Below are 12,352 nucleotides of genomic sequence, written 5' to 3'. Positions count from 1 at the left end.
CGCGCTTTCCTGCTGCGGTGGGTAGGGATGGTATTGATATCAAATTTCCTTGCCGGTCATTTGAGCAGCTTCAGCGCATGGGTTTTGACATCATATATTGCGAAGTAGAGGATGTTCGGCCGCCTCTTTGTCGCATTGGGTATCGGCTTTTCGTCTAGCTATTGGGTTCAATACCCTTGCCGACTGAGTGTTGACTAAACCTCGCATGGTTCGCCCTTTTATTAACTGAAAGGCGGCCTGAATTATTCCGACCTCGACGATGGCTGCGCTCCCAACGGGGCTCGGCCCTCCTTCGGCCACGGCTTATGCGGAGGACAGCCAAATGGTAATTCACGAAAAATTGCCAACAGTCGTTCACTGGAAAGGCGGGTTTTTTCACAACCCCTCCAAGACAAAGGCTTCATCGGCTGAAGGGTGTCTCACAGCGCTTGAGAGCGCGCCAGAGTGTTGTTCGGTCCACGCGCAGCACGTTGGCCATTGAACTGACGGTGTGCTGTCCTGTGCCGATCATAACGCTTGCGTGGGCGACCTGTGCGCCAGTGAGTTTCGGTCGGCGTCCGACGTGAACGCCGCGCGCCTTTGCGGCCTGTTGTCCTGCTCGGGTCCGGTCGCTGATGAGGTCCCGTTCAAACTCTGCCATTGAGCCGAAGATGTGGAAGACCAGTCGGCCACCGGCAGAGGATGTATCGATGGCTTCGGAGAGGGACTTAAATTCGGCTCCCTTGTCGTTGATTAGCTGTACCACTTCAATCAGGTGGCGCAGAGATCGTCCTAGTCGGTCGAGTCGCCATGTCACGAGTTGGTCGCCTGACTGAATGTCATGAAGTGCTGCTGCTAACCCTTCACGATCTCGCATTGCACCTGAAACGCCTTCGTCGCGATAGACTGTCTGGCATCCTGCCCGATGGAGGGCGTCCAGCTGAAGGTCGAGGCTCTGGTCAAGGGTAGAAACGCGGGCATATCCAATATATCGCATACGGACTATATGCTACAGGCTTCTGCAACGGACAAGGCCATGATTTCACTCAGGTGCCAAGCCGTTGCAGAAGGGAGTGCTTTTGCAACAATTTTATGTCGTCATGGCTTCTGTCTAGGGGATCGGTGCCTCCGTAGCGCGCACTGGTGGCGCATACATTGTTGCTGTGAGGCAATTCTGAACAATGCGCCTGCAATCACCGTTGGCTTGTTCAATCATCCTGAGAATGTCATCGACGGGATACGAGATATTCTCACGCTGCAGGATATACTGTACGCGTTGCACCCACGCGTGCGGTGGAGCTGCGACAAGTTGAGCCGTTGTGCAGCGTGACAGTATGGCGTTATTCACCTTGCTGATGTTATTCGTCGTGAAAATGAATATCGCTGACCCTCTGGCCCTGTCCATTTCTGCTTTTAAGGCATTCTGAGCGTTCGACGTCATGCCATCAAATTCTTCGATGACGATGTAGTGCCGACCGAAAACTGGACTTAGCTTCACTGTCGTGGCTATCCGCTCGCGGACAACATCAATCCCACTTTCCATGCAGCCATTTATCTCGGTACGGTATACGTATTCTTGACATTCAAGGGCCTCAGGGATAAGTTTGGCGAGTGTGGACTTGCCAACGCCGGGTTCGCCGTAGAAAAGTAGGTTCGGCGGAGTGCCGCTCTGTACGATGCTTTTGATCAGCGTCTCAAGATTCTGGTCTTGCCAGACAAATTCACTGAGTGACTTGGGTTCGTAAAAAAGTGCATGGCTCATGCTGACACCTCGTCGCTTAGGCTTGAGGGTGCACCATCCGTTCTGACTCCTCTAGCACCAATTGACGCGAGATTCGCATTTTCCAATAAGTTCTTTCGCGTCGCATCGCTCTTGCATGTGAAGAGGGCGTCGATGTCGAAGTTCGCGCTGTCAACTGCTCGCAGCTTTGCTTTTTCGGGTCTGTACGGATCGAACGTGTCCTTTTTTCCATAACCCATGTAGGTGAAGCCGACGCGTCCTCCCGCTTTTATGTGCCCATACATCACAATGATATCGCCATCATTGCTGCCTTCAGGGGTGAACTCAGCCTCAAAAATTTCATCTGTGTCGATAATATTGAGCAGCGCTTTCCGCCTATCGGCAGCCGACTTCTTGGACTTATTGGAACGCCCTTTGTTTTCCCGGCTGTTGCCGCCATCCTCGTTGTCTCGGCCTTCGTCGTTCTGTGAGGCGCTGTCTGTGCTGCGAATGATCGCTTGAAGGCCGCCGCTCTCTTGTAGCCAATTCTTGACCTGATCGTTTGTCAGAGCGCTCCCCTCGGCCGAAAGGTTGAAGTACTGTTCTGCAGCTCTTAGGGCCTTTGCCATGTCAGAAGACCGGCGGCCTTTTTCATCGTTGTGACGTGTGATCAGTCTAGCGATCTTTTTGGGTAGGTCGGCCGGTTGGTTGACCTTGATGTCGTGCTCTTTCAACAGATCGTCAAGGCTATCTTGAAAATTTAAGTTTTCTTGTATTTCAGCCATGGCGTTGAGAGTGCTAGCGTAGAAGGCACTTAATGTATCAACATATTTGCCCTCCGCTTTGACGGCGTTCGTATCAAGAGTCTGCAGCTCCATGATCCGGTCTCTTAAAGTATTTTCGCCCTGTTTTAATTGATTTTCGCCATCTGTCATGGCAATCTCCTTTTTTGTTCTCGGCTTTCTGCCGTAGAAGGCAAATGGGTTCAGGGTTAAATTATGTCAACGACGGATATAAAGAAAAATCAAACCGAATTGACAAAAAACGTTAAATTATTGTTAGACCAATATGACAAGCAGATTGCCGAGGTCACGGAGGTGCTGGCGGCATTGAAGCATGCCCGTCATCAGCTGGCCGCGGCGCTCAGTGTGCCTGAGCCGCGCCGTGAAACGGTTGATGATGGCGTCCCTTCGACTTTGACCGATCGTATTGTTTGGGTCTTGAAGCAAACGGAGGCTGGGCTGTCGTCTAACGACTTGTATGAGCGTCTGCTGGAGCTGGTAGACGGGTGGTTCCCCATAAGTTCGATGCGCACGATCCTGTGGCAGAAGAAAAAGAAAGGAGAGGTGCGGCAGGTCAACAAGAGGTGGCAAGTCGTAGATAAGGGCGCATGAAGAGCGCCAATTTCGTATAACCCCGTAATACGGGGCTTTGCCAAATGAGCGATATCAGTGGGGGCGTTTGTGCCGCCCGGAACGCGACGCCCGTTGCTACCTAGGTAATTGCGTAAGCAAGCATACGAATGTACACGGAGGAATAGACCGCTTAAGCACAATGTGTGAGGGCGTGGGGTGTGCATGGTACCAGTTGTGCTGCTGGATCGGGAATCGGAAGAGCGAGAAGTCCTCGCCCTGATGCTGCGAAGGGCATCTCTCGATACTCGGCTCTATGAAAGAGCGAAGGACTATCTGTCAGCTGAGCTACTTTCAGAGCCACATATTGCAGTCTTGGCCGCAGACCTTGACGACCATCCAGGCACAGATCTCATTCATCATGCTGCCCACTATACGGGCGCCGTAGCCGTTATCGCCGTCACGTCACGCCCTGACATCCGTCATATAGTCGATCTTATGAACGCAGGCGCCAATGATGTCTGTTCGCGTCCAGTGCCATCCGAAAATATACTCCGCTGGTTAAGCGGTCAGCTGGTGCCTGGTGCAGAGCCAATCGATCAACAAAAAGATCTCTATCGCCATCTGACCCGCCGGGAAGTCGAAGTCATCAAAGCGCTTCTTGATGGCTCCCGAAATCAGGACATCGCAGATCGATTGGGGATCAGTGTGCGAACGGTAGAAGCGCATCGTTCCCGTATTTACGACAAATTGGGTGTGAATTCACACGTAGAACTCATCAAGAAGATGAATGGGGTGGCTGAATGAGTGGCACGGGAAAAAAGAAGATGGGATGCCTGCCGGTCATATTGATCGGCACCGTGTCGCTGTTCGGCGTGCTTCTGGTGATAAGTGCGATTGACGAGAGCCGCCTCTCTGCACTGAAGGAAGCTTCGGTAGACGACTATCTTGCCAAACTCAAGTCCCGTGGTGACGACAGGTATTGGGAAGAACTTCAGCTCATCTATCCTGAGAAATATGACATCGAATGGGCCGAAGAGCTGGAGCGCAGGAAGGCAGAAGAGCTTGCGCTAGCGCAAGAGCGGGACCGCCGTAACAAGGAATTGGCATGGGAGGGGGAACTTTATAGTTCGGACGTGCCCGACGGAATCTATTGCTCTGAAGTGTTCAACGGAAAAAGGGGTCTGGAGCCGTATCATTCAGCATATGTCGCAGCTACCGAGTATATCGAAGATGGGCTCAACGTATACGGATCGGGTAATTTTCCTGTGTCAGACTTTGTCGTTGGGTACATTAATCCGTGTGAGTATCGAATCTATAGCTGGTATGAGGGTAAGAACTATTTTGGCGTGACGCTTCGTAGCTACTACGTCGCATGGATTCGATTATCGGATGATGGTCGATCTCGTTATTTTGTGGAGTTCTTCAAGGAGGATGTCCGTTCACCTCTCTTGCGCAATTGAGCTTCACTCTTCATCGTCTCAAGATTAACCTTACTAATCATCTGCCAATGGATCATAGATAGTCTTCTGCGTGAACCAGCACGCCTGAGATTAGCGAAGGACAGTGGCTCCGTGTGGGCTTTCGCCGCCGTCAGCCTGTTCGTCCCGGTTTTGACATCCGCCAGAAATCCTGCAGGAAGACAATCTGATCGCAGTGATCGGCCTTCCAGCGTTCCTTGCTGATATAATTGCAGCCGCTGAGGCTGGTCTCACGCGCGTCGGCAACTTTGACATCGCCGCTTGCAACAAAGTGCTTCCACTTGTGCTCCAATAGCCAGCTGGCCTTGCTGTAGAAGTCTTCTGGGGTGCAGTCCGCCGGTGCGGGCGGCAATACGATACCGCCATGCCAATGAGCGTTGCTGTCAATCTTCTCTGCAAAGAATATTCCCCGTAGGCGTTGTTCTGATGGCTTCTTGTAAAAATGCTTTCCCAACAGGTCCCGCTCAACACCCTTCACATATTGGCGCAGCGTTGCCTTCATGATGTGAAGAGGCATTGCGCCTCGGTTGAAGGTGGCTGTCATGTACAGGGTAAAGCCGATAGACTGCAGGAAGGCGGGATAAGACTGGTATAACAGCTTTTCCAGCTGTTCCCTATTTCTGCGGATTTCCAGTTCGATGGGCGTAAAATTAGTCATGGTTCAACCTCACGGGCTTGGGCACATTCCTATTTATGCAATCAGCACCGGCGGCTTCTGGAATTCAGTCGACTACGGATCAAAAAGGCACAACAATGCGGCATGCCCTACAAAAGGAGTTGCCCATGTCCGTTATCGAAAAGCTGAAAATTGTTGCTGCTGAGCCAGCGTCAAAGATGACCGCTGAAGAGCGCCGTCGCGCTACGCTTCTAACGCGTCTTGAAGAGCAGCTTGCTGCCGCCCGTCATGAGGTCGAAACAGGTAGTCCCTATCAGAGGCTTGAGCGTGTAGCGCTCGCCGATGAGGAGACAGGTGAGATCAAGGAGGTCACGCGCAAAAAGCGTTTCTCATCATGGTGGTGGATAGGCGCTGACGGTAATATGTTCCTTGCCCTGAGATATGGTGGCCAGCCCTTATCGTTGAAGGCTGGCAAATCTGCCATCGAGGTCCGCGACATTAGTGAGGTCGTGTCTGTTCTGGAGCAGCTTAAGCAAGCGGCCTTGGCTGGAGAGCTGGACAAGCTATTAGCTGAAGCAGCCAAGGTGCGCGGCGTGCGTGGTGGGGCGAAGAGTCAGAAAACGTCAGTGAAGAGAGATGCCAACACTTAGATCGTGAGGGGCAAAAATAACCGAAGCGCCACTTGAAGGGGCTTCGGTCACCGCTTTGTCGTCAAAACACGTAAGAGAATGGCCGGAATATTTGATGCGATGTCAATCGGATCTGTTCTCTTCCTCTAGGCGCGCATTTCCGTATGCCATATTGAACTTCTGCGCGGCCTCTCGACGAGCTGCGATAATCGGTTCAAATTCGCTGTCATACACGTCGGCGGTTACTTCGCCGTACTCGCGCTCATAGTATTTTGTCATACAATACAGTGTGGCTTGTGTATCGTCAGCATAGGACAGAAATCCTGTCTTAAAGCGTTCTGCTTCTGCCATATCTTCAAAGGATATTGGAACCACAGGGGTCTCAGGCACCACGCAGTTGTGACCAGCCATGGCAATTGTTGCGGCTGCAACGAGCGACGTAATCATAAGTATTCGAACTTTCTGATTAAAATCAAAGACATATTTCCAACGGAAAATAAATCACCGTAGGGACTAAAATCATGTTGCAACGATATTGAAAGTTGTGCAACGCTGAATTTGGAGCGGGCGATGTTAAAACGATCCGCATAGGGAGGGGCGAGGCATGGGATTGATGCTTCGATACGCATTCTTGCGCGTTCCGCTGCTGGCCTCGGTGGTTGTGGGCGTTTGTTCGACAGCATTTGCGCAGCCAACGACAGTCTATGCGTATGACTCGCTGGGCAGGCTCATTTCGGTAGATTATCCGAGCGGCCAGGATCGTGTCTATTGCTATGATGCGGCTGGTAACAGGCTGGAGAAAAAGGCCACGGGCACATGTTCTGGCGGCGCTGGCTCTAATACACCGCCTGTGGCGAACAATGATGGTGGCGGCGGTGTCGCTGGGACGGCGGTAGACATTAATGTCACAGCAAATGACACCGATGCGGATGGCGATAGCCTATCGGTCGTGTCCGTGACGCAACCGTCGAGCGGCACGGTGGCGATTCTTTCAGCGTCTACCGTTCGAGTGTATCTCGGCTCAGTGGGTAACCGCTCGTTTCAGTATACGATCAGTGACGGAAATGGCGGCGTGGCGAGCGCGACAGTTTATGTGACGTCAGCTCCCGGCTGCACCGGACAATACTGCTGACGATCAGCCTTAATCGACAAATTCATCGTTATTCCTGAGCAGGGGGTTGTTGTGAGAAAATTTTCTCTAGCTGCTGTGTCGGCACTCGTATTCTGTATTGGCCCTTTCGCTCATGCCCAATATACAGCTATCAACAATGCGCCCGAGCGACCTTCGGTCACGGATGAAAACGGGATCAATCTGGCCTCCGGCAGCTTTTCTGCATCATTTACTCTGGCTACGATCGGCGATCCCGATGGTGATGGGGGGCTAGCCTTTACCAGATCGCTGACAGACCAAAGCTGGCGGACGAACTTTGATAGCGCAGTTTACTACCGGGATGGTTTTACGGTGGTCTCGATAGGTGGCGGTACGGTTGAGTTCAAAACGATTAATGGCGTTGGTTTTGTTCCGCGTTACGCAAGTCCCGCCAAGCTCGTTCTTCAGGGGACGGACTACGTATATACGTCGGCCGACGGCACAGTCGTGTTCTTCGAGCGGGACTACGGTATTCAAGGCCCGGGATCCGGTTCTTTGCTCGCAAAAGCTACGACCTTGACGAAGCCCGACGGCGAAGTTCTGACTTATACCTATAAGCAGGTGCAGTATGACGTGCCAATTTATACCGCCAATAATCCGAACTATACAATGGTTACCGCCAGCTATCATAAGCTGATGAATGTCGAGAGCAGTCTGGGGTGGCAGTATCGTGCATTTGACGGCAATGCTCTGATCGACACCACCGTCGAAACCTGTTCTGTGGCGGCTGAGAATTGCTCTGCTGCCACCGATGGTAGCTGGCCGCAGGCTGCGGTCACAGACACAACTGTCCGTGATGCTACCAACAAGCTGACCAATTTTGCGTTCACTCGTAGTGGCAACCGGTTGACCAAACTGGAGGTTACGTATCCTGCTGGCCACAAGACGACGATAAATTACGATTCTTCCGAGCGCGTGACTTCTGTTGTTCGTGGCGGCAGTACGTGGACCTACAGTTATTCAACAAGCGGTACGACGCAAACCACAACGGTTTACTCGCCTTCTGGTCGGACGCGGATCGTCAGCTATGATACGTCTAAAGCTCAGGTTATCGATGACGAGTTGCGCGAGAGTCCGACAATTCCAGGCTTAAAAAAGCAGTATCAATATTTTACTTCGGGTGCGAATGAAGGGATGCTGCAGCATATCATCTACCCAGACACTAAGCAGGTCACCTATGCGTATGACGATTTGGGTCGGGTGATTCAAACAAGGGTCAAGCCAAACGCTGGATCAAGCCTCAAGCATTTCCTGACCACGGCGGGATATCCCTCTTCTTCGACATGTACTTCAACCGGTAATAAGCGTTGTCTGCAGCCGGACTGGACAAAGGACAACCGCGAGCAGCAGACGGATTACACCTATTCCAATAGCACGGGCGCCCCACTAACGGTGACCATGCCGGCTGCTAATGGTGGAACGCGACCCCGCGCCGTATATAACTACGCTTCATACAGCACAAAGCCCGGAACCCAGATTTCTCGTCTGACTTCAGTTACTCAGTGCACGACTGCCCAGACCTGCGCAGGCAGTGTGAATGAGGCTGTCTCAGAAATCGTATACAGCACCGATCATCATCGGCGGGCTCTTGAGAAAAAGCAGCGGACGGGCAGCAACTCAGTCCTGTTAACTACTGTATTGACCTATAATCCCCACGGGCGAGTGAAGACCATCAATGGGCCGGGTAGCAACGACACTGTGACAGCAACTTATGACGATGCTGGCCGTCCACTCCTGCAATGGAGTGCGCTGTCCTCCACCAAATACGACTATGATTCAGCAGGGCGTCTAACCCATCTTCGGAAAGGGTATGGGAATTTCACCGAACTGTTGCATACACGGACGGTCTACAACGCCCAAGGACGTGCATATGCGCAAATTGTGTTTAATGGCGGGACGCCACAATCTAAAACCGTGGTTTCCTTTGATAGCGAGGGGAGGATTGTATGTACCGCAGTCCGCGCTAATCCCTCATCAAGCAATGGGGATGCTTGCTCCAATGATGGGTCTGACCGCATCACCAAGCAGTTTTACGATGGCTATGGTCGCGTGGATCAGGTCAATAGCGGCGTCGGAACATCTACGTCGATTTCCGAGTATACGTCATATACCACCAGCGGTCGTCGCAAGACGGTGCAAGACGCCAATGGCAATCTGACCACCTATGAATACGACCACCACGACCGGCTGATCAAAACCCGCTACCCGAACAAGACCTCATCAGGATCGTCCACGTCGGACTATGAACAATATACCTATGATGATGCTGGTACATGGGCTACGCAAGCGGTTAAGACGCACCGTCGTCGCGACGGTACGGTGCTCACGTACAACTATGACAATATCGGTCAGCTGACCGGCGTTGACGCGCCGGGAACGGCAGATGACCTGTCCTTTGGCTACGACCTCGTCGGGCGGAAGGTTTCATCCTCAAAATCTGGCCAAAGCCTCAGCTTCGGCTACAACGCCTTGGGCTGGCCCACCTCATCGACATCACCCTTGGGGACCGTTTCCTATCTCTACAATTCGAAAGGCCAGCGTGATCGCCTGACTTGGCCCGATGCCAGCTATGTCACCTACGCCTATGACGGCAATGATCGCCTGTACAAGATCAGGGAGAGCGGCTCTACGGATCTTGTGACCTACAGCTACGATGCCTTTGGGCGTCGCAGCCGGTCAACCTTTGGCAATGGTGTTTATACCGATTACCGCTTTGACGATGCCTCGCGGTTGGACGAGCTGGACCTGACCTTTCCTGCGGCGACCAGCTATAACCAGCAGGTGGATTTCAGTTTCAACGCCTTCAGTCAGATCACGTCAAAGTCCCAGACCAATAGCGGCTATTATGATGCACTAGGCGCGGTGTCAGAGACCTATACTGCTAACGGCCTGAACCAGCTGTTGAAGACCGGCGGTACCCAGATGACCTATGATGGTCGTGGGAACATGACTAACGATGGTGGGACGGCCTATACGTATGACGTCTACAATCATCTGAAGACCGCGAATAATGGCGCGGGGACCTACACCTACGATCCTGAGGGGCGTCTCTATCGGGAGCAGGGCGCGCCTATTGGCGGTGGTACTGCAATAGACAGCCGCTTCCTCTACGATGGTGCAGATATCATCGCTGAGTATAACAGCTCAGGTACAATCACTGCACGGTATGTCCACGGCCCGGGCGTTGATGAGCCGATTGTGTGGTACAATGGCGCGGGGATGAGCAGCTCTACGCGGCGCTATATGAGTGCGGATGAACGCGGCTCCATCATCATGGTCACCAACAATAGTGGCGGCTATGTGGCCCGGAACAAATACGATGACTATGGGGATCCGTCCTCCACCAACACAACACGCTTTCAGTATACGGGCCAAATCTATCTGAAGACGGCGGGCCTCTATCACTACAAAGCGCGAGCCTATCACCCTGGCATTGGCCGGTTCATGCAGACGGACCCCATCGGCTATGGCGACGGCCTGAACATGTACGCCTATGTCGGCGGCGATCCGGTAAATGGGAACGATCCTAGTGGGTTACTTGAAGAAGATGTTATCACTGTATACGGAAGTTGTGGGCGTGGGGGCTGCGGCTACAATGGCTTCTACGATGACGAGTTCGAAGCTTATAAGATTTTGACTGAAAGACAACTTTTCGCAAGCGTTGTACCTATTCATACGATGACTGGTGGGGAAATGGCAAAGTTGATGGGAGAAATATTGAAAGAAGCTCTCTCTCAGAAAGAATGCAGCGATACAGTCTCTGATGTCGCGAACTTCCTCAATGATTTGGGTAATGCCGCTGACTACGTAGGGTTGGGTGTTGCTGGCGGGGCTATGAACAAGGGTGTGCGTAAGCCGTTACTCAGGGTTTCGCCGATATTTGCCTTGGCATCCTTTGATTTGAAAGGTAGTGCAGCAATTCTCCATCACTGGAATGGTTCAAAGTCATTTGCTAGCGCGGATGCGGCAATTGCTGTACCCGGTCAAATCATGACATTTGGCGCGATGGCTATTGACACGAAAGTGCCTGGCGATTTTGACAAAGCTGCTTTTGGGTTTGTTACTTCCTTAAATTCACAAGCTGCTTCTGGGTTGGTGTCGATGGCTACTGATAATCATGAGGGTAGCTGTGAATAAAAGAGGGTCTCAATTGTCGCGGCTTTGTTTTAAAAAGTTTCTTGTTTTGTCAATTTATATTGGGGTATATATAATTTTTTTCTCGTACTTGCTATACTGTATTTTTCATATATTTTTTCTAGGAGGCGATGTTTTTTTGCATAAGATTATCGCGGTTTTGTGTATACCAGCTTTATGGTTGGTAAATTTAATTCTGAAGCCAGAGCGCTATATTAGTTCTTGGCCATTCGGGAGAAGGCGCGATAAGTAGAGACGTCTGACTCTCTTTCTTTAAATTGCCGCAGCGAGATCTACTCTGATCGTTGCGTCCGCTGGCGCTTTGTTTCTCAATTATACTGCGTTATGTTCAGCGTTTGGCGCGGCGGTGCGATAGCATCTAATGCCGTCAAGGCTCTCATGTTGTCTCAAGCGCCGTATTACCCGAGCCGCAACAGCCAGAATTAGAGGATCGCTGGTGCATTCCGAGGTTAGAATGGCGTGGCGAGAGTTTATTGTGACGCTCGTGATAGCGTCCTTCGCCATGACGCCCTTTGTACTGATTGGGGTGAATGGCAATGATCCGAACCGGGAGTGGTGGTACGGGCTTTACGGGGTGGCAGTGCTAGCGAGCCTGCTCGCGGCACTTCCAACAGTTTTCGGCAAATCTGACGAAACCGACGAGTACTGACGCCCCAAACGAAGTTCTGTTTGTGCCCTTCCTTGGCCAATGTGGCCTGTCTGTCTGACCACAATTGATGTTTGGGGTGCGGTGGGCGCGGAAGCCCAGCTTTGATGCGGGATGTGGCCTATGCGGGAACGACGATCGGGATGGTTCTTGCGTAGCGAGTGCTCTTTGAAGCCCAGTGGTTATGCGCTGTCCGTCGGGTAGGGTGTGGAGACATTTTGCGCCGGTTTTATAAGGCGCTGAACCTATGTATTTTTAAAACGTCGTTTGGAGGGGGCGGGCGCCTATGAGTCTGGGGACAAAATCTCTCGCGCGAGGCGCAGCGCCCGTAGAAGGTATTCTGTTAAGGTCGCTGTTAAGGCGGGTCCTCAATCAATGCGCGATGCTATATAAAAGGTACTGCAAATTCAACGCCTTGCGGCAGTCATGCCGAGGCGGTGCTTAGCGTCCCTCTCTCTCTCCGCCATTTCTTGTTTTTATTGCTATTTTTACTGCTGCTAAGGTCATGCGTTAAGATTCGCGATCCGATCGAGTGGGCGCACCGATAACGAACACAGTCGCAATGAGGTAATTTCGGGCGAGAAGACGGACGACATCCACGCTGGTGGTTTATTGGTCGCCGAA

Annotated in this window: 12 protein-coding genes; 7 read left to right on the top strand and 5 right to left on the bottom strand. The window is 52.1% G+C overall.

Annotated features, from left to right (window positions below):
• Positions 1-400: 400 nt before the first annotated feature.
• The 3 genes from RUI03_RS12915 to RUI03_RS12905 form a co-directional block, all read right to left on the bottom strand.
• Positions 401-976 carry a recombinase family protein gene (locus tag RUI03_RS12915; RefSeq protein ID WP_317287877.1) on the bottom strand — a complete coding sequence of 192 codons (576 nt, stop codon included), beginning with the start codon at positions 974-976 and terminating at the stop codon, positions 401-403.
• Between the two features lie 114 nt (positions 977-1,090).
• On the bottom strand, positions 1,091-1,741 hold the full coding sequence (locus RUI03_RS12910; RefSeq protein WP_317287876.1) for an AAA family ATPase: 651 nt from the start codon (positions 1,739-1,741) through the stop codon (positions 1,091-1,093).
• Complete coding sequence (locus RUI03_RS12905; RefSeq protein WP_317287866.1) at positions 1,738-2,634, bottom strand: hypothetical protein; 897 nt, start codon at positions 2,632-2,634, stop codon at positions 1,738-1,740. Before RUI03_RS12905 ends, RUI03_RS12910 begins: the two co-directional genes overlap by 4 nt.
• 63 nt (positions 2,635-2,697) lie before the next feature.
• Between RUI03_RS12905 and RUI03_RS12900 the strand changes: the two genes are divergently transcribed.
• The 3 genes from RUI03_RS12900 (at position 2,698) to RUI03_RS12890 (ending at position 4,514) form a co-directional block, all read left to right on the top strand.
• Positions 2,698-3,093: a hypothetical protein gene (locus RUI03_RS12900; protein WP_317287865.1), complete on the top strand. Its 396-nt coding sequence runs from the start codon at positions 2,698-2,700 to the stop codon at positions 3,091-3,093.
• A 183-nt stretch (positions 3,094-3,276) separates the two neighbouring features.
• On the top strand, positions 3,277-3,858 hold the full coding sequence (locus RUI03_RS12895; protein ID WP_317287864.1) for a response regulator transcription factor: 582 nt from the start codon (positions 3,277-3,279) through the stop codon (positions 3,856-3,858).
• A complete protein-coding gene (locus tag RUI03_RS12890) occupies positions 3,855-4,514 on the top strand; it encodes a hypothetical protein (protein WP_317287863.1) in 660 nt (219 codons plus the stop codon). Before RUI03_RS12895 ends, RUI03_RS12890 begins: the two co-directional genes overlap by 4 nt.
• Positions 4,515-4,644: 130 nt before the next feature.
• Here RUI03_RS12890 and RUI03_RS12885 read toward each other — a convergent pair whose 3' ends face one another.
• Positions 4,645-5,190: a hypothetical protein gene (locus RUI03_RS12885; RefSeq protein ID WP_317287862.1), complete on the bottom strand. Its 546-nt coding sequence runs from the start codon at positions 5,188-5,190 to the stop codon at positions 4,645-4,647.
• Between the two features lie 125 nt (positions 5,191-5,315).
• Between RUI03_RS12885 and RUI03_RS12880 the strand changes: the two genes are divergently transcribed.
• Entirely contained in the window at positions 5,316-5,798 is a 483-nt protein-coding gene (locus RUI03_RS12880) for a DUF6641 family protein (RefSeq protein ID WP_317287875.1), read from the top strand.
• Positions 5,799-5,900: 102 nt separating this feature from the next.
• Here the strand turns inward: RUI03_RS12880 and RUI03_RS12875 are convergent, their stop codons facing one another.
• Positions 5,901-6,224, bottom strand: a complete 324-nt coding sequence (locus tag RUI03_RS12875; RefSeq protein WP_317287874.1) for a hypothetical protein — start codon at positions 6,222-6,224, stop codon at positions 5,901-5,903.
• A 157-nt stretch (positions 6,225-6,381) separates the two neighbouring features.
• Between RUI03_RS12875 and RUI03_RS12870 the strand changes: the two genes are divergently transcribed.
• The 3 genes from RUI03_RS12870 to RUI03_RS12860 all read left to right on the top strand — a co-directional run bounded on the left by RUI03_RS12870 (position 6,382) and on the right by RUI03_RS12860 (position 11,731).
• Positions 6,382-6,909 carry an Ig-like domain-containing protein gene (locus tag RUI03_RS12870; protein WP_317287873.1) on the top strand — a complete coding sequence of 176 codons (528 nt, stop codon included), beginning with the start codon at positions 6,382-6,384 and terminating at the stop codon, positions 6,907-6,909.
• Between the two features lie 51 nt (positions 6,910-6,960).
• A complete protein-coding gene (locus RUI03_RS12865; RefSeq protein ID WP_317287872.1) occupies positions 6,961-11,064 on the top strand; it encodes an RHS repeat-associated core domain-containing protein in 4,104 nt (1,367 codons plus the stop codon).
• Positions 11,065-11,557: 493 nt separating this feature from the next.
• On the top strand, positions 11,558-11,731 hold the full coding sequence (locus RUI03_RS12860; protein WP_317287871.1) for a hypothetical protein: 174 nt from the start codon (positions 11,558-11,560) through the stop codon (positions 11,729-11,731).
• The last annotated feature ends 621 nt before the right edge of the window (positions 11,732-12,352 follow it).

It is taken from the genome of Parvularcula sp. LCG005, from assembly GCF_032930845.1.
Lineage (GTDB): Bacteria > Pseudomonadota > Alphaproteobacteria > Caulobacterales > Parvularculaceae > Parvularcula.
This window is presented reverse-complemented; position numbering and strand designations above follow the sequence as displayed.